At 59.7% G+C, this 18,043-nt stretch carries 17 protein-coding genes; 4 read left to right on the forward strand and 13 right to left on the reverse strand.

Features of this window, described 5'->3' with window-relative positions; all coding sequences use genetic code 11:
- Positions 1-153 precede the first annotated feature (153 nt).
- The 3 genes from ACODRZ_RS25360 to gntA all read right to left on the reverse strand — a co-directional run bounded on the left by ACODRZ_RS25360 (position 154) and on the right by gntA (position 1,934).
- Positions 154-462: a hypothetical protein gene (locus ACODRZ_RS25360; protein ID WP_036528187.1), complete on the reverse strand. Its 309-nt coding sequence runs from the start codon at positions 460-462 to the stop codon at positions 154-156.
- Between the two features lie 180 nt (positions 463-642).
- Positions 643-1,263: a DUF1989 domain-containing protein gene (locus ACODRZ_RS25365; protein WP_051587028.1), complete on the reverse strand. Its 621-nt coding sequence runs from the start codon at positions 1,261-1,263 to the stop codon at positions 643-645.
- Entirely contained in the window at positions 1,260-1,934 is a 675-nt protein-coding gene (gntA, locus tag ACODRZ_RS25370; protein ID WP_036528189.1) for a guanitoxin biosynthesis heme-dependent pre-guanitoxin N-hydroxylase GntA, read from the reverse strand. Before gntA ends, ACODRZ_RS25365 begins: the two co-directional genes overlap by 4 nt.
- A 704-nt stretch (positions 1,935-2,638) precedes the next feature.
- On the opposite strand from gntA, the gene ACODRZ_RS25375 reads away from it, so the two are divergent.
- The 3 genes from ACODRZ_RS25375 to ACODRZ_RS25385 all read left to right on the forward strand — a co-directional run bounded on the left by ACODRZ_RS25375 (position 2,639) and on the right by ACODRZ_RS25385 (position 4,464).
- Entirely contained in the window at positions 2,639-3,196 is a 558-nt protein-coding gene (locus tag ACODRZ_RS25375; protein ID WP_036528216.1) for a PRC-barrel domain-containing protein, read from the forward strand.
- Between the two features lie 157 nt (positions 3,197-3,353).
- Complete coding sequence (locus ACODRZ_RS25380; RefSeq protein ID WP_051587029.1) at positions 3,354-3,884, forward strand: hemerythrin domain-containing protein; 531 nt, start codon at positions 3,354-3,356, stop codon at positions 3,882-3,884.
- Positions 3,885-3,924: 40 nt separating this feature from the next.
- Positions 3,925-4,464: a hemerythrin domain-containing protein gene (locus ACODRZ_RS25385; RefSeq protein WP_036528191.1), complete on the forward strand. Its 540-nt coding sequence runs from the start codon at positions 3,925-3,927 to the stop codon at positions 4,462-4,464.
- 80 nt (positions 4,465-4,544) lie between these two features.
- Here ACODRZ_RS25385 and ACODRZ_RS25390 read toward each other — a convergent pair whose 3' ends face one another.
- From ACODRZ_RS25390 to ACODRZ_RS25430, 9 genes are all read right to left on the reverse strand, one after another.
- Entirely contained in the window at positions 4,545-6,122 is a 1,578-nt protein-coding gene (locus tag ACODRZ_RS25390; protein WP_488973086.1) for a PAS domain-containing sensor histidine kinase, read from the reverse strand.
- Positions 6,122-6,490, reverse strand: coding sequence for a response regulator (locus ACODRZ_RS25395; protein ID WP_036528192.1), 369 nt, complete (start codon positions 6,488-6,490; stop codon positions 6,122-6,124). The genes ACODRZ_RS25390 and ACODRZ_RS25395 overlap by 1 nt, the downstream gene beginning before the upstream one ends.
- A 37-nt stretch (positions 6,491-6,527) precedes the next feature.
- Positions 6,528-7,970 carry an ATPase domain-containing protein gene (locus ACODRZ_RS25400; RefSeq protein ID WP_081799132.1) on the reverse strand — a complete coding sequence of 481 codons (1,443 nt, stop codon included), beginning with the start codon at positions 7,968-7,970 and terminating at the stop codon, positions 6,528-6,530.
- A 297-nt stretch (positions 7,971-8,267) separates the two neighbouring features.
- Positions 8,268-9,203, reverse strand: a complete 936-nt coding sequence (locus ACODRZ_RS25405) for an IS5 family transposase (RefSeq protein ID WP_036528194.1) — start codon at positions 9,201-9,203, stop codon at positions 8,268-8,270.
- A 211-nt stretch (positions 9,204-9,414) separates the two neighbouring features.
- Entirely contained in the window at positions 9,415-11,925 is a 2,511-nt protein-coding gene (ligD, locus tag ACODRZ_RS25410; protein ID WP_036528196.1) for a DNA ligase D, read from the reverse strand.
- Between the two features lie 94 nt (positions 11,926-12,019).
- On the reverse strand, positions 12,020-12,430 hold the full coding sequence (locus ACODRZ_RS25415; RefSeq protein ID WP_036528198.1) for a low affinity iron permease family protein: 411 nt from the start codon (positions 12,428-12,430) through the stop codon (positions 12,020-12,022).
- 62 nt (positions 12,431-12,492) lie between these two features.
- Entirely contained in the window at positions 12,493-13,149 is a 657-nt protein-coding gene (locus ACODRZ_RS25420; RefSeq protein WP_036528199.1) for a DUF6766 family protein, read from the reverse strand.
- Between the two features lie 70 nt (positions 13,150-13,219).
- Positions 13,220-13,825: a cysteine hydrolase family protein gene (locus ACODRZ_RS25425; RefSeq protein ID WP_036528201.1), complete on the reverse strand. Its 606-nt coding sequence runs from the start codon at positions 13,823-13,825 to the stop codon at positions 13,220-13,222.
- Between the two features lie 48 nt (positions 13,826-13,873).
- Complete coding sequence (locus tag ACODRZ_RS25430; protein WP_081799133.1) at positions 13,874-14,062, reverse strand: DUF3606 domain-containing protein; 189 nt, start codon at positions 14,060-14,062, stop codon at positions 13,874-13,876.
- Between the two features lie 118 nt (positions 14,063-14,180).
- On the opposite strand from ACODRZ_RS25430, the gene ACODRZ_RS25435 reads away from it, so the two are divergent.
- Entirely contained in the window at positions 14,181-15,095 is a 915-nt protein-coding gene (locus tag ACODRZ_RS25435; protein WP_488962179.1) for an NAD(P)/FAD-dependent oxidoreductase, read from the forward strand.
- Positions 15,096-15,171: 76 nt separating this feature from the next.
- Here ACODRZ_RS25435 and ACODRZ_RS25440 read toward each other — a convergent pair whose 3' ends face one another.
- Positions 15,172-17,754 carry a PAS domain-containing protein gene (locus ACODRZ_RS25440; RefSeq protein WP_488973100.1) on the reverse strand — a complete coding sequence of 861 codons (2,583 nt, stop codon included), beginning with the start codon at positions 17,752-17,754 and terminating at the stop codon, positions 15,172-15,174.
- Positions 17,755-18,043: the final 289 nt, after the last annotated feature.

Genomic DNA, 18,043 nt, shown 5'->3' on the forward strand with positions numbered 1-18,043 from the left:
CGAAACCGGGGCCAATGGCGGGCTCTGCCAAGCCTTTTTCCGCAGCCTGTTAAATTATTGCATGATCATCAGATAACGCCCATTCGCAGCTCTGGATGCGCTAAATCGATCGCCGGACCTACGATGCGGCGCTTAGGACACCCCGCTGACAGATTAGCCGCAGGCGACTTCAACCGCACCAGCCTCGCGGAAAGCCTGGGTGACCGCATCGCCTTCATCCTCGTTCATATCCACCGAGACGACAAGCTGACCTTCGTATGCCGCGCCAGAGGCATCGGGCGTTTCCCGGTTTTGTCCGCTCGCGACGTCCGCCCCGGCAGGCTGATCGCCAGCGCTGTTTTTGCTCCCCGCGGGCTCGATGAAGATGTCGGTCCGTTCTATGCCATATTCCTGAACGAGGTGCTCGACTGCAAGCTCGACTTCCCGGCGGCCAGGAAACAGTGCCTTGATGGTGGTGGACATGCATCTACTCCATTTACAGGTATTGAGAGCGCAAGGGCACTGACATAGTTCCCGCGGCACGCCGTAATCGAACTCGCTGATTCCTTCGCTGTCACCTGGGCGAGGACATCTACCCGCGCATCGGCAACGCGCTGTTCCTGATTCGATGAGCTAGGGCGGAACCGGCCCCGGCCTGCCGGTCTAAACCGGGGCCGGCGCCGGTTGTATGGCGTAATGGATCGGCTTGAACGACCCGCCGTTCGATGCATAGGCCGAGCAGGCGGTCAGCCCGATCACGCAGTCCTCGGCGGCGCGCAGGCGGATCAGGTCGCCCGCGACGCTGGTGGGCGGGATCACCGAGATGCGCCCCGTATCCTGCTCCACCGGCACGTTCATGAAAAGGTTGAACGCGGTGGGGATTGCGTCCTCCTCGATCCCGTAGGGCGAGAGCGCTGCGGCGAGGTTGCCGAAACATCCGCGATGGACCGGCTTGTCGGGATAAAAGTGGCGGAACGTCGCCTCGCTGCAGGGGGTCAGCAGGAAGTCGTGACGGCCGACGGTGTCCTCGACGATCTCCAGCAGCACCCGCGAGCGGTTGGACCAGAGCCGGTTGCCGGTGGTGAGCCTGATGGTCTCCTCATAGTCGAACGTGCGCCCGTTCGAGATGACCTCGCGAACATCGTGCGCCGCGAAGGCCAGCAGGTCGGCGACCTGGCAGCCCTGCGGGTCGGTTACGGTGAGTATCTCGCCCGCGCCGAGCAGGAAGGCGGCGCCACTGCGAGGACCGATCACTTCGGGCTCAATCCCTTTCGCATCGCTCATACACGCGGGTCCCTGAACGGGCAGCCCCAGTCCGGCTCGACCGCGCGGCCGCTGTACTGGCGCGCCTCGCTCGCCTCGCCGTGGCGCGCTAGCATGGGATTGAGCGAGCCCGCGATGGCGAGGTCACGGTCGAGGATGCGCTCGCGCATGCGCTCGTAGCGGCCTTCGGCGCGTAGTTTCTCGAACTGTTCGTGCAGGTTGAACACCAGCACCGGGCGCGTGAAACGTCGCGCGGGCCGCGAGGCATTGGGGTGCAGGCCGACGACGAAGAACGCGCTGCCACCGAAGCTGAGCGAGAAGTGCGGATCCTCGGGATCGGGGCTTACCGCATCGTCGTAGGGCTGGCCGAGCCAGGCGTCCTTGTCCGCGAAGGACTGGATGCGCTCCCACATCGCGTGTTCGAACGCGCGCTCGGTGAGGTCGTCGGGGCCTTCGAAGACGACAGCCAGGCTGCGCAGTCCTTCCGGGTCGCCCTGATAGTCCTGGCTCCACTGCAGCAGCTCCCGGTGGATCACCACGTCGTTCCAGGCGCTGGTCAGGTCGCGCGCCGCAACGACCTTGAGCGAACCCTTGGCCAGCGCCGACTTCGCCCCCACGCAAGGGAACGCGGGGTCGCGAATGAACGCTGTGAATTCTTCCTCCAGGTTCCGGAGCGAGGGGTCGGCCATCATGCATTTCTCTCCATCCCGGATGTAAACGAACGACGGCCGGAAAGGTGTCCACCCCTCGTCGCAAGATCGAAGAACCTGCGGTGTTCGCTGCTTGGGAAAGGGCATTGAAAAGGTGATGCCATGCACGTACTGATTATCGAGACGGCCCGCTGTTCGCCATGTTGATACAGAATGCTCTGGAGGACGCGGGCGCGACCAGCTTTCATACCGTCGAACATAAAACCGATGCGGTAATTTCGGCCCGGGACCACCGACCCGCATTCATCACCTCCGACATGGAATTGAAGGAAGGCACCGGCCCGCCGCCGTGCGCACCATCCACGATGAACTCGGCGACATACCAGTGGTCTTTGTCACGGCCACGCCGGACAAAGCATGCCCTGCGACCCGCCCGGTTCGGTGCTCGCCAAGCCCTTTGCCAACGACGAGCTGGAGCGGGCATTCCGCAAGGCGCTGACGGCGTGAAAAGGCCAGTCGGCCGCCGGCCTTCACGCTTGACTGAGAACACCTTCATGGTGGCCGCGCCCTGGACTGAACCAGGGAGGGCAACTGGGTTACGGTCCTGCACCCCATCGCGGCACGCGCCGCGATGAAATCTCTTCTTCCTTTGGCACCAGGAGCAGCGCTTCGCGTTCCTCGGTTCTATCCGACTAAGGAGTTGCCGCTTGGAAAACGTCGCCGGTTGGATCGCGCCCGCTGCCACGATGATCGCCGCCATGATGACCGGAGCCAATCTCGGTACGCGGGTCACAGGCTGGGGATTCGTCGTCTTCACTATAGGGTCAATCGCATGGTCGCTCGTCGGCCTGACGACGGAGCAGACCAATTTACTGGCTACCAATGGCTTTCTGACCCTTGTCAACCTGATCGGTATCTGGCGCTGGCTGGGCAAGCAGCGGGCGTACGAGGATGGCGGTAGGTCAGCCACCGAAGCAAGTCGGCGCTCCGCCTATCCCACACTGTTCACCGCGACAGGCATGGCCGGCATGCCTGTTACGACCAGCGATGGCGAGCCGATCGGCAAGGCGGTCGAAGCGCTCGTTACCTGTGAGGACGGCAGCGTTAGTTACGTCGTGGTGGCCGCCAACGGTGTCGGCGGTATCGGCGAGGAACTTCGTGCCGTTGACCGAACGCAGATCGACTTCGCTTGCGACCAGCTAAAGCTGCGGCGCTCTCGCGATTGGTTCGAAAGCCTGCCGCCTCTCGTTGACGGAGACTGGCCCGCCGCACCCGCGGAGATGGCCCAGGGCGACCGTCGCTGAACGCTTTTCATCGTTCAGGAGGGCCTGCCCTTGCGCGTGTACGGAGTAGGTCATCCGCCAAGCCATTTGAGAGTGATCCGCAACAGGAGCGAAAGTCTGGATCGCCGGTTATCTTTCGGCAGGCTACCTGCCGAAAGATAACAGCGAAGGAAAAACCATGACCAAGAAAGCGCAGGATGCGATCGCTTTGCTCAAGGCGGACCACCGTACTGTTGAAGAACTGTTCGAGAAATTTGAGAGCGCCAAGGCTCCGACCAAGCAGGCGACGCTTGCGAAGCAGATTTGCACCGAGTTGATTATTCACACAATCATCGAGGAAGAAATCTTCTATCCTGCCCTAAAGGGTAAGATCGAGGATGACATGTACGACGAGGCGCATGTCGAGCATGATGGTGCCAAGCTGCTGATTAGCCAGATCCTCGCCGGAGAGCCTGGCCAAGATTTCTGGGAAGCCAAGGTGACCGTTCTGTCCGAGGAAATCAAACATCACGTCCATGAAGAAGAAATGCCCAAGGAAGGCATGTTCGCGCAGGCGCGCGCGGCGGACGTGGATTTGGATGCACTCGGCGCTCAAATGGCCGAGCGAAAGGCCGAACTACAAGCCCAGTTCGAAGCCGAAGGTCTGCCCACGCCGACCACGCGGACACTCGGTCCTGTCGAGGTCGAGCTTGGGGCTCCCGTCGCCTGACACCTGGCGATCAACGTCCCGCTCTTGAACGGAGACCATCATGTCCATAATCGACAAGGCCATAGCGGCCATCACACCACCTGAAAGTGCCGAGGCACGTGTTAAAGCCCGTGAGAAAGCTGAGGCCACAGCCCTGCCGGGCGACTGGCTGTCGCAGATCCTTACACACCATCGGGAGATCGAGGCACAGTTTGCGGCGGTCAAAGCGACAAATGACCCGGCGTCCCGACTGGCCGAGCAGAAGAAGCTCGGGCTGTTGCTGACCGCGCATTCGCTTGCCGAAGAGGCGGCAGTCTACCCGGCTCTCGCAGCCGACCATCAGGTTGGTCATGCTGAACTCGCATATCAGGAACAGTCGGCCGCCAAAATGGAAATGGGCTTGCTGGAGCGCGTCGATCCCATGAGCCAGGATTATATCGACAAGCTCGAGCATATCGAAGGCGCGGTTGCCCACCACGTCTATTCGGAGGAGGGCACGTGGTTCACCAAACTGGCAGAATCCGCCTCATCTGAAGAGCTAGCGTTGGTCACGGCCCGCTACAGTGAGGAATATGCACGATATATGGGCAGCCACCCCTGAGACCATCGTGGTGAGCCCTCCGGCTATCTAGAAGGGTGCGTTGCTTTGCGACGCACCCTTCTCCCCACATGGTAGGCAGGTCAGGTGAGAGAAAACCGTAGTCGAACGCATAAGCCTTCGGGGCGAAAATCGAATTCGGCCCCGCAGCCCTCGCCGCGAAGGGCGCGTGAGATCATCCGCGAGCCGAAACCTTTTCGGTCGGGGGAAGCCACCTTCGGCCCGCCAGTCTCGAGCCATCTGATTTTCAGGAATTCGATATTACCCTCGACGTAAAGCTCCCAGGCAATCTTCACCGTTCCGGTGAGGTTGGAAAGAGCCCCATATTTCGCTGCGTTCGTGGCCAGTTCATGAAGAACCATGGCAAGCTGCAGCGCGCGCTCAGCCGAGATTTCCACGTCTCGCCCGGTGATTTCGAACCGCCTATCGGCCTCAGCAGCGAAAGGGGATACGGCCCGTTGTACGATATGGGTGACGTTGACCGCCTCCCAATCGCGCTGCGTGAGCAGATCATGCGCTTCGGAGAGGGCGAAGAGGCGCGCGTTGAATGCCTCCTTCTCCGCGCCCGGGGCCTGGCGAAACGTTTGCATGGCCACCGCCTGGATCGTCGCCAGCGTATTTTTGACCCGGTGTTTCAGTTCGTGGAGAAGCAGCTCATTCGCTTCCTCCGCACGCTTTCGCTGCTCGATTTCCTGCTGGGCAGCCTTGTGCAGCCGCGCATTATCCATCGCGACAGCGGTCTGGGCTGCAATCGCGGAGACAAGGTTTTCGGTATCAACCGTGAACTTCCCGGGCTCATCATGGGCAAAAAACAGCCCCCCGAGCACTTCGCCCGACACTGACGTCACTGGCACGGCGAGATAGCTGACGACAGGGAGGTGCCCCGCCGGCATGCCATAGTGCGGGGCACTATGCCCGTAGCGCGGATCATTCCGGATATCGTCGGAGCGGATTACCCCTTCGCCTGCAAAGGTCGGCGCGAAAACAGCCGTGTTTCGAGGTATTCCAAAATTGAACGCCTCCCGGGCTGCGCCGGAAAGCGTATAGAGCTGGTAGGATTCTCCAGCATCGTTCGTGACATTATAGAAGAAAGCACCGAATTTCGCGCCGCTCAGTTCCGTGCCAATGTCGGTCACTGCCTGCACAATGCGATCAAGATCAAGATCGCGGGAGATTTCGCTGGCGACGCGATAGAGGGTCTGCAGACGCTCGGATTGCTGAGCGAGCAATGTCTCGGTCTGTTTGCGCACGGTGATGTCACGAGCGATTTTGGAGGCACCGATTACCTGACCGTCAGCCGCTTTGATCGGGGATACGGTGAGGGAAATATGGATCAGCGACCCGTCCTTGCGCCGGCGCAGGGTTTCGAAATGCTCGACCCGTTCCCCTGTTTTGAGGCGCGCGATGATCTCGTCTTCTTCAGACCTGCGATCCTCGGGGATCAGGGTGAGTATCGAGGCACCTACAATCTCGTTCGGGGAATAGCCGAATATCCGCTCGGCGCCGGCGTTCCAATCCGTGATAATGCCATCAAGCGTCTTGCCGATGATAGCGTCATCGGAAGATTCAATGATGGCTGCAAGCCGATCGGCAGCGCTTAGTGCGCGTCGCTGTCCAGATCCTTCTTCCCCGTCCATACCGGTAGCGACTTCCGCAGCCATTAAGGCTGTCCTCTTTCCCCGCCCAAATCTGCAACAGCAGTGAGCAAGCGATCCATTGCATATGGCTTGTCGAACACCAGGTCAAAGAGATCGCTACGAGACCTCGCTATGGCACCCTGGGCCCCGCTCACCAATATAATGGGGATGCCCTGAAGGACGCTGTCAGCCTTCATGGTCTCAGCCAGTTCGAGCCCAGTCATCAACGGCATCATGAAGTCCGTGATGACCAAATCCGGCGCCAGGCTGCGTATAAGCTTCAGCGCGTCTACACCGTGTGCCGCGTCGTGCACCTCGTGGCCAGCATCTTCCAGACTGACCACCAACAAATCGGCGATCAGGAACTCGTCTTCGGCAACGACTATCTTCATGGAGAACTCCGGCCGGGGTTTTTGTCCATGACGAGCGTCACGCTTCGAGGGGCTTTGCCAACCCGGTAGAAATCCCGGTAGCTTGTTCGAACTGTCCGCGGATCGCAAGGCCGTGTCCGTCAATGTAGACTTCCTGGGGAGCCGCCTGGAACGATTGGTCGCGGATCTTCAAGACGGACAGCACACGCTTATATTCGGACCGGATTTCCACTTGGCGCATCATTATTAGGTTATCTAGCAGACTGGAAATCTCGGGCCCTGGCGCTGCAACTCCGGAGGCGAAGAGGTCACGCAATTCCCACGTGCCAACAGCGGTAACGCCCATGGCGCGCAATTCGTTTGTCAGAGCCGCAAAGAATTCCACAAGCCGAGGAGGATGAACGGCTGCGCGCTCGAACCCGCCCAGAGAATCAATGAACAGCCGCTTCACACCACGTGCCGAAACAGCATCAAGCAGCCGATAGGCCATCTTGTCGATGAGGTTTTCCGTCAACGGCTGCCACAAGATTTCGACCTCTTCCCTTTCCACATTCCCCTTGAGGTCGAGCCCAAGCGCGCTCGCTTTGAGCAACAGGCGCTCGGGTGATTCGTAAAAGCCGAAATGCAGGCCGGGTTCCTCACGCGAGGAGGCCGATAGAAAGTTCAAACCAAAGGAGGTTTTACCGCATCCCGAGGGTCCGATGAGCAATGTGATAGAGCCTTGCGGAAGTCCGCCGCCGGTAATTTCATCGAAACCTTCGATCCCTGAGCGCAAAGGCTTGGGGTCTGGTTTGTCGATGGCGGAGGGAGTGTGGAGCGCGGCCTCGATACGTGGAAAAACGGAAATACCGTCATTGGAAATTTCATACTGATGATACCCACCGAGCGCGGCGCTTCCTCGCGACTTACGGGCCCGCAGACGCCGCACGGTGCGGACACCGACCAGTTCGTCATGCAATTCCAGGACGCCGTCCACCATGGTGTGTTCCGGGCTGTCGTCGTGAACTCCGGCGCTTGTCAAAAAGAGGACCGTACAACCGACGAATGCAGCCTGGCTCTGGACCTCTGCCACGAACGTCTTCACGTCGAGATCGGTCTCGGCGCGGTCACGGGCGTTGAGCAGGCCATCGAAAACGATCAGAGAAGCGCCTTGCCGCTTGGTTTCCTTGCGCAGCAAATCGACGACGGCGCCAAGACCCTCTTTGGCGAGCGTCTGGAAAACGCTGACATAGACGATGTTGCTACCGAGCCGGTCTTTTTCGAAGAAGCTCAGCGTCGAAAGCGACTGGAACAGCCGATCGTGCGTTTCGGCGAGGAGTGTGACATAGAGCACTTTCTTGCCGGCAGCTGCCGTCGCGAACGCAATCTGATTGCCCAGGATCGTTTTGCCGGCGCCGGGCTGACCCTGCACGATGTAGGAGGCCCCTTCGACAAAGCCACCGCCAAAAACGGTGTCTAGGCCGGGGATCCCGGTTGAAAAGCGGGGAAGGGTCTGCGTCACGAATTAACCTCATCAGCACGAAGTGGCCAAGAGGCCGAAGGTGCTGATAGCAGCCCATAGAGCCACAGTCAGGATGGGCGCAGGACTTTTTTGCCGTCATATTGCTGGCAGAAGTTTCCTGTTCGGCTGAGGAGTCGCGTCATTGCTCTTTGGCGAGATTTGGAGTGTGCAGAGCGACCAATAACTCATGAGACCTGTGCGCGGATGGACGTAGGCCATTGGAGCGGAGCGTTTTTCGATCCTATGGCGGTGGAATATCCTGTGGCACCGCCACTCTGATTGAAGCAGCGGCAGCCTTCATGCTTGGGCTGCGAGAATATTCATGGTGCGCTTGAGGTTGTAGGCGATGGCGGTGAGGTGGACTTGGGCGGCGGCATTGGCGATACCTCGCCATCGCATTCGTCGGAGGCCGTAGCATCGCTTCCATGTTCCGAAGATCTTCTCGATCCGGCCCCGCACGCGATGGATAGGTTTATTCCATGCATGGAGCTTGCGCAGCGTTTCGGCTTCGTGGCGGCCCCACATGCCGGTGGCGACGATCCGGGGGACGCCGCCCTTTGCAAGAACGGCATCGCGGAAGTGATTGCCGCGGTAGGCACTATCGGCAAACACCTCGCCGGGATTGTCGGGCACGGCTGCCGGGCCCGCCTTGCCATCATTGATATTGGCGGATGTGACCGAGACCTCTTCCACCAGCGCCGTATCGGCATCGGCGCCAACATGGGCCTTGAAGCCGTGAACGGCCCGCTTTCCCTTGTGCTTTACCCAGCGCGCATCGTTATCTTCGTCACTGGCGGACGCGATGATGGTCGCATCGACCAGCGTTCCGGTCTTGACCGTCACCGCCTTTGACTTGAGCTGCAGGGTCACGCCTTCAAACAGCGCCCGGTCAAGCTTGTGCGCAACGAGCAGCTTGCGAAATCTGACAAAGGCGGTCCGTTCGGGCGTGGCTTCATTCGCGGTGAACCCGCAGAAGCGGCGAAAGGAGGCTCGATCGTCAAGCGCTTCGGCCAGCTTCACATCGGACAGGTCGTACCAGATCGACAGAAGCAGAGCTCTGAACATCGCCAGTGGCGGCCAGGCCGGCTCGCCCTTTGTAGCGGGATAGAGTGGATCCAACAGCGCCGCGACCTGGTTCCAGTCGATCAGTCGCACCAGCGCGTCGAGCGATGAAGCCGCCTGCTCGCGCCCGGCGAAACCAAACTGCTCCTGTCCGATCGAACGTCGCGCCACCTGCCGCTCTCCTGCTGGGAAAGCCTATAGAATCAGCAATCAAAGCCCATGTCTACGCCATCCGCGCACAGGTCTCATCAGCCATCGATTTCGCACTTGCACAAATATGTTCGCGCATGCAGTATGGCTTTGCCTTTCAGGCATCCTCTCCCAGACTCAAAGGCCGGCTCTGCCGGCCTTTTTCTTTGGTGAGCTTGGGCATTGCCAGTTGCTACAAATCGGGCAGCACCTGGTCCGCCCGCCCCCAGTGGGCGAGGTTTTTGGACGACGCGCGCTTCAGCATTTCGCCACCGTCACCAATATGCCAATGCGAAGGCGCATCGAGATCGTGCAGTTCATCCCATGTCAGAGGAACGGCGATGGGCGCAAACTCGCGGTTACGGGCGCTGTAGGGCATCACAGCGGTCGCGCCGCGCTGGTTGCGCAGGTAGTCGACGAATATGCGCCCTGTCCGCCGGGCCTTGGACAACGCGGCTGTATAGCGATCGGGTTCTGCCTGCTCCAGCGCTTGAGCGAACCGATGAGCAAAATCCTTCACCTGCGGCCATTCGGCCGATGGGGTGAGCGGGGCGATCACATGAACCCCCTTGCCGCCGGTGACCATGGGGAATGTGGTAAGCCCCATCTGGGCGAGGAGATCGCGCACATGGAAAGCGGCCGAGACGACATCCTTGAACCCAAGTCCTTCATCGGGGTCGAGATCAAAAACCAGCCTGTCGGCCTTTTCGACGTCCTCGATCCGCGCGCCCCAGCCATGGAACTCGATCGTGCCCATCTGCACACAGGTCAGCAGACCTGCCGGAGTGTCGACGAAGAGATAGGCCTCGTCATGCCCGTCCTTTTCGCGAATGCCGATGTGTTTTACGTCATCGCCGAAGCTGCCCGCATCATGCTTCTGAAAGAAGCACTTCTTCGCCCGGCCTTGCGGACAGCGAACGAGACTGACGGGCCGGCTTCCTGCCCAGGGGAGCATGAGCGGTGCAACCAATTCGTAATAGTCTGCCAGCTGGCCCTTGGTAAGCTTGCCCTCCGGGAAGATCACTCTGTCCCGGTTGCTCACTTTCACCGTGCTCGCGGGCGCGGCCGTGGCAACCGCCACCGGGGCCTCCTTCTCGATCACCACCGCTTCGGGCTTTTTATCTTCTCGAAGCCCAAGGTAGCTGGGATGGCGCAGCACCCCCTCATCGGTGAACTCGAGGTACGCAATCTCCGCAACCAGCTTCGCCTCGATCCAGTGGGCGCCGCGCACAGCAGACCGCGGAGCCTGAACCGTCGGCTCCTTGCGCACGAGGGGCGCCATGATTTCCAGAAGGCGCTCTATCTCGTCGCCGGTAAATCCCGTGCCGACCTTGCCGGCGTATCGCAGCTTCCCATCCTCGTGTACGCCCAAAAGAAGCGAGCGGAACCCCCGCTGCTTGTCAGAAGGTGTCCAGCCTACGATAACGAACTCCTGGCGGCGTATGCACTTGGTCTTGACCCAGCTTCCGCTCCGCGAGCCGCTATACCGAGCGTCGACGCGTTTCGATATGACGCCTTCCAGCCCTGCCTCGCAAAAACTGGTCAGCAGCTTTTCACCGTTGCCGACGATATGATCTGAATAGCGCAGCCGACCCTTTTGGCCCTCAAGAATGCTCGCCAGCCTCTCCTTACGCTCAATCAGCGGCAAGCTGGTGAGATCCTCGCCGTTCATTTCCAGCAGGTCGAACGCGAAATAGTCGATGGCCCCCGGATTGTCCTTCAAAGCGGCTTGCAGCGCCTGAAAGCTGGTCCGGCCATCCGGCAGCGTTACGACGGCCTCTCCGTCTATCAGTGCGCTTTCAACGTCAAGCTGCGTAGCCTCTGTGATAAGGCCTGCGAACCGATCCGACCAGTCCAGACCTGACCGGGTATAGGCCCGCCCTTCGACGCCGCCAACGGCAATGAGCGTTCGATAGCCGTCATACTTCAACTCATGCAGCCAGCGATCGCCCGGTGGCACGTGATCGACGAGAGCAGCAAGCTGGACAGGCTGGAATGGCGGGAGTTTGCTTTTGTTCTCGGCCCTTCGGGGCGCGGCGCTCGATGATTTGCGTTTCGCGGCGGGGCCTTTGGCTTTGCCGCCCTGTTTCCGGACCGGCTTGCCTGCAGCGATTTCTTCCATCGTCCGTCCGCTGTCGACGCTCGTGAGATGGATGCCGATAAGGTCATCCGAGCCACCTGCGAACTCGTCGTCGACCTTACGCAGGATCCAGTTTTCTCCCTTCTCTTTTCCGCGTGGCTTGAGGCGGAACATGATCCACTCGCCCTTCATGCGGCGGCCGTGAAGGGTGAAATGCAGATGCCCTTCTGCGAGGGTTTTGACGGGATCCTTGCCCGCGAGCGGCTCCCAGGTGCCATTGTCCCAGAGCATCACGGTGCCGCCACCATACTCCCCCTTCGGAATGGTCCCTTCGAAACGGGCATAATCGAGCGGGTGGTCTTCAGTACGGACTGCCAGGCGTTTGTCGTCGGGGTTAGCGCTTGGCCCTCGGGTCACCGCCCAGCTGACCAGCGTGCCGTCCAGCTCGAGACGGAAGTCATAATGCAGGCGCGTCGCGGCATGCTTCTGGACAACGAAGCCATTACCCGGCGTCGGCTCGGAGGCACCGGAGGGTTCCGCGGTACGCGCGAAATCCCGCTTCTCGCGATATTTCGCGAGCCGATCTTCTGCCGAAGTTGGTTTCGCCTTTGTCGCCCGTGCCATATGCGCTCCGATCGAGAACCTTCTCAAATCCCGAAAATGGCGCCGCGTTCCCTTCCTGCACGTATCGGAAGCGTCGTTGCCCGGGAAACTCACATCAATATCGAGCGAGCAGCCGTTCCACGCTGGGCGCTGCAGTCTTTTGCTTGTTGTCTTCATCCTTTATGTCGGCTTCGAGCGCTTCGCGAATACGCGCGATTTGGGCATCCGTCAGATGCTCGATGCCGACGAATTCCACGCGTGCCTTGTCCAGCGCCCTGATAATTTCGTCGAGCTTTGCCTGCATGGCCGCGCCATCACGATTCTGGCTGTTCTGGATCAGGAAGACCGCAAGGAATGTCAGGACCGTGGTCGCGGTGTTGACGATCAGCTGCCAGGTATCGGAGTAGTGCATGAACGGGCCGCTCACTGCCCACACGACAATGAACAGAGTGGAAATGATGAAGGCCAAAGGCTGACCCATCAACTGCGCGCACTTCGTTGCAATGCCGGTGAAAATTCTATCCATGATGGGGCTCCTTACTCTTCGTATCTGGTGTCATCGGCTGCCCCCGACATGATTTAAGTTCTTCAATCTCCAGTCTGCGAGTTGGGCGCTGCTACCGGCTTTGATTCCGGAGACTCGCGCTGGCGCAGGAATATGGAAAGGACCACCAGCACGGCCGTCGAGAGAAATTCGCTCTGCCAGTTCTGGAACGATTCAAACCACAGCTGCGCATCGCCAAGATAGGCAAGAACGGTCTTGGGAGTTTCGCCATGTTCCAACGCCTCTTGCGCTGAGGCATGCGCGCTGTTGATCCAATGCATCGTGAACGACGCGGCAAACAGCAGGATCAATGCCAGGCCAAGGGAGCGAGCGTATATCGCGCGCCAAAGCGGACCTTTGCGCAAGATCGCCGGTGCGCCGTGTTCTTGGGCTTTCTGGTCCAGATCATTGTCGCGGGGAGGCGCATCCGGGTCCTTCGATTCTGCTGATCCGCGCTGGATCAGGAAAGCGGTAAGCACGACGTAGGCCGCCATTTGCAGGAACTCGCTTTCCCAATTCTCGAACACCGAGGAGAGGAATTGCGGGCTTACGGCATAGGCCAGGAGCGTCAGACCGGGCTGGGCATGGCGCCGGGCATCCTCCAGCTCGACATACCAGCCGGTGATATATTGCCCGGCAATGCAAACGGCAAAAAGTGCTAGAAGGGCAATCGTAAGCCCGTTATCTTTAAACAGCCGCATGCCGATGTCTCTCGCCGATTTGCTTTGGATGGAAACGCGCGAGAAACAATTGGGTTCGAAAGCATTTCAGCTATTGCGTGAGGGCAGCCAGCCATTCCCCGGGGGATTTATGCGACGTAGCAGCCGTCTCGGCTCCCATACTCCGGGCCATGATATCCAAGGCCCATCGGCCTCGTTCATCGCTCTCGGCAGCCACAGCATCTTCAGGCACCCATAGGTCGTATTCGCGCATATGAGCATCCGCTGCAGTGAACAGCACGCAGATGTCGGTTGCGATTCCGCTGAGCACCAGTTTGCTGACGCCCAGCTGCGGCAGCAGAACCGGCAGGTTCGTGGCGTAGAAACCGGAAAATTGCGGCTTGATGATGAAGAAGTCGCCGTGCTCCGGCCTCACCATCTCTGTGACCGGGTTATCCTTTTCGAGTGCCCGCGCTACCAGCTTTGAAGCTTCTGAATGCCATTCACCAAAATTATCGTTGACGTATACGACGGGCCAACCGTGCGCGCGAAATTCCTGGCGCAGGCGATCTATTCGGCGTGCCGCTTCAAGAGCCCGGGGCTCCAGGGCCTCAGCCCCCTCGAAATCGAAGCAGTTGACCATGTCCAGGATCAACAAAGCCGGTCGATCACCGGAGTTTGGCGAAGAGTTTGCGGCGTGCTTGCCCTCGGGATCCATAGAAACCTGCCATGAATTCGGGGTCGGCGCTGGACGACCCCATTTCGCTCACTCCTTGGTGAGCTTTTGTGCCTCAGCGTCCAGCGTCGCGCGATCATTGCCAAATCGGTCGATGAGATCCTGCGCCTGCTCGACAGTGAGACCGTGCTTTCGAGCAAAATAGTCGACCTCATAGCCCTCGCCGCCGGCGACCGTGCGGCGATCAGCGCCGCCGCGCTGTGATTTATCATCCGCCATGATGCATTTCCTCTTTCGCAGCTGTCTAGATTTGCAACCCTTGCCAAAGCCGTGAGTTCCGGCGAGGTTGTCTTGAGGAGCATGGAACCGGCATGCCGCATCGTCGTTTGCCCATCCAATGAAACAGCTGCTCGACTGCCTTGTCATCGGCGCAGGGCCCGCAGGTCTGACGGCCGCCATCTATCTCGCACGATTTCACTTCTCGATCGCAATTGTCGATGCCGGGCATAGCAGAGCTGCCTTGATCCCGCGTACGCACAATCATGCCGGGTACCCAGGTGGGATAGCTGGCACCGAACTTCTTGCGTTGATGCGAGATCAGGCTGCCGAATTTGGGGCGGTCGTGACCGAAGGTTTGATTGAGGGACTGGAGAGGACCGAAGAGGGTTTTGTTGCTCGTGCACAGGGCCGTGAATGGTCTGCGCGGACTGTCCTGCTCTGCACCGGCGTAATCAACAATCGGCCTCAGATCGCACCCGACATCCATGATGCAGCGTTGCGCCGCGGACTACTTCGATACTGCCCGATATGTGACGGGTACGAGGTCACTGATAAGCGAGTCGGTGTCTTGGGTACCCGTTCCCACGGTTTCAAGGAAGCAATCTTCCTGCGGATGTATACGCGCGATGTGACGCTGATCGCTACCGATGGAGAGCACAACCTTTCAGATGATGAAAAGCGTCGGCTCGCTGTGGCTGGTGCCGTCCTGATCGATGGCCCCTGCGCCCCACTGCGGTTGGAAGATGCGCAGATTGTCGTGCCGACGCCGCGCGGCGAGCTTAAATTCGATAGCGTCTACCCAGCGCTCGGTTCCGTTATCCGATCCGAACTGGCGACGGCGATTGGCGCGGAAGGCACTGACGATGGGTGTCTCATTGTGGACGACCATCAGCGCACTTCCCTTCCGGGCCTTTACGCGGCGGGAGATGTTGCCAAAGGTCTCGATCAGATCAGCCATGCGATGGGCGAGGCCGGGGTCGCCGCCGTTACGATCCGCAACGACCTCGCCGAGCGGGGCATCTTATTCCGCTAGCCCACCGTTCCAGCAGGCCGCTGCCACTTACGAATGCCGGGTCTGCGCGGCGGCAGCCGCGCAGATGTCACCGCAATCAGGATTCCAGAACGTTCCTCACCTTCGTGGCGAGCTGTTCGATGGTAAAAGGCTTGCCGATCAGTTCGACACCCGGGTCGATAACGCCATTATGCACGACCGCGTTGCGCGTGTAGCCAGAAGTGTAAAGAACCTTGAGTTCGGGTCGCCGACGTTGGGCTTCGTCCGCCAATTTACGGCCGTTGTCCGGCATCACAATATCTGTAAAGAGCAGCGAGATTTCCGGATGAGCGTCGATTAGCTGTAGTGCTGCCACAGCGCCATCGGCTTCGAGCACCTGATAGCCAAGTTCCGTCAACGCATCGACGCTGAATTGGCGCACCGCCGGTTCGTCCTCGACTACCAGGATGATCTCCTGCTCCTCACCCAATGGCAGGTCGCCGATTGAAAGCTGTTCGGCTTCGATCTCGTCGCCGATAAAGCGGGGGAGATAGATCTTGACGGTCGTTCCTTGTCCCAACTCCGAATAGATTTTGACGTGGCCACCCGACTGCTTGACGAACCCATAAACCTGACTGAGTCCGAGCCCTGTGCCCTTACCAACCTGTTTGGTCGTGAAGAACGGGTCGAAGGCTTTGGCAATGATCTCAGGCGGCATCCCGCAGCCGGTATCGGAAATGGCAATCAGGACATAATGCCCTGGTGGAACGCCAAGATGCGCGGCAGCATAGCGGTCGTCGAAGTGGACGTTTTGGGTTTCGATCGTCAGTCGTCCACCCTCCGGCATCGCATCTCGCGCGTTCACGGCGAGATTGAGAACGACATTTTCCAGTTGGTTGCGATCCGCGTGTGTGCGCCACAGCCCTGCGGCGAGCACCGTCTCCAACCGCACGTCAGTTCCCAGAGAATGGATGAGCAGTTCGGACATACCCGGTACAAGCTTGTTCGCGTCCAAAACCTCCGGATTGAGAGGCTGCTGGCGTGAGAAAGCCAAGAGCCGCTGGGTCAGGGTGGCGGCACGTCCTGCGCCTTCCAGTGCTGCGTCGACGTAGCGCTTTGCGCGTGCATCCTCATCACCAAGACGGCGATTCAGGAGATCCAGTGACCCAACGATGACGGCCAGCATGTTATTGAAGTCGTGCGCGATCCCCCCGGTCAGCTGGCCGACCGCCTCCATCTTTTGAGATTGCCGCAGCGCTTCCTCGACCTGTTCCCGCTCGGAAATCGCCTGAGCCACGCGTCGTTCCAGATGTTCGTTCAGCTCCAGAACCCGCACCTCCGCGCGCTTGCGCTCCGTAACATCGATGGCGGTGCCGATGACGCGCAGACAATGGCCGCTTTCGTCGAAAACGCCCCGCCCTTTCGCGGCTACCCAGCGCTCTATCTGGTCTTCCTTCCCGATAGTGCGATATTCAACATCATAGATAGCACGTCTGGCAGGATCGGCAGCTGCGGCGTAAGCTTCGAAAGTGGCTTCCCGATCATCGGGATGAAGGCCGCTATAATAGTCTGCCATGGAGACCGGCACGTCGGGCGAAATGCCGAACATGGCTTTGACGATTGGCGGCCAGATGAGAATGTCATGTACGACATCCACGTCCCAGAAACCCACCTCCGCGGCCTGCGTGGCGAGCCGCAGCCTCTCCTCGTTTAACATCAGCTCGGCGCGGGTGCGCTGCTGTTCTGTCAGATCGAGCATGGCGCCGATCATCCGGACAGCTTTGCCTTCCTGGTCGCGGATAATGTGTCCACGGTCGAGAATAGCTGCGTAGCTGCCATCAAACCGGCAAAAACGATACTCATCCGACCAGCTTTCCGCATCACCATCGATGGCGCCATGAATGCTGTGATGGACACGATCCCGGTCGTCAGGATGGATATGTGCGATCCACCACTCTCCCGTCGGCTCTATATCGGCGAGCCTATGGCCATGCGCCGCTTCCAAAGCCTGGTTCCACGTGACGTGATCGGTGGTGAAATCCCAATCCCAGATGGCATCATTTGTCGCCCGGCTCACGAGGCGGTAACGTTCCCGAATGGCTCTCAGCGCCTTTTCAACTCGCGCACGCTGTTCCACCTCTACCCGCAATTCCTCAGCGCGTGAGGCTTGGGCCTGAAGGGCCTTACGAAGTTCCAGCTGGGCCATGACCTGCCGCGCCAGCACCTCAAGCACGTGGCGTTGATAGGAAGTGATACCGTCAGGGCGCGGCGCACGGTCCAGCACGCAGATCGTGCCAATCGGCAACCCGGTCTTGTCCCGCAGGATTGCGCCCGCATAAAAGCGTAGGCCGCCTTCAGCCGTTACCAACGGATTGCAGGCGAAACGAGCATCCTCACGGGTGTCAGACACGACAAGAAAATCATTTTGCAGGATGGCGTGAGCGCAGATCGATACATCGAGAGGCAGTTCGCGCACGCCTATGCCAACTTCCGCCTTGAACCACTGGCGATCACTCGCCACCATATTGACGACGGCGATCGGCGCTGTGAAGGTTTCCGCCGCTAGCCTGACGATATCGTCGAAGTCGGCTTCCTGCGGGGTATCGAGAATTCCATAGCTCTCTAGTGAAGCCACACGATCAGCTTCAGACCAGACCTCGGCCGTTGAATTGCCTGGGATTTCCGTCACATTGGAGCTCATGCGGTGTGACTATCATCCTCCCACGCGGATGGCACTGAAAACCTGCAAGGCGGTTGGACGGCGGTCAGGCTGGCGAGGTTAGCTGGGGCATTTGCTGTAGGCGTTCTTACTCTGCTTGGCGAAAGGCGAGTCCTATCGCATCCTGCCACGTGACCGGCAGTTTTGTCCGAGCCCCGGTGATAAGGGGACTGACCGCTAATGGGCCTGTCATTTTTCCACTTGAACGACTTTAATGGTGAAGGGTTTCGGGCGCTTGCGTACGAAAGCCTCCCATGCAGGAACCCGCGGG

This window comes from Novosphingobium sp. FG90 (assembly GCF_057808725.1).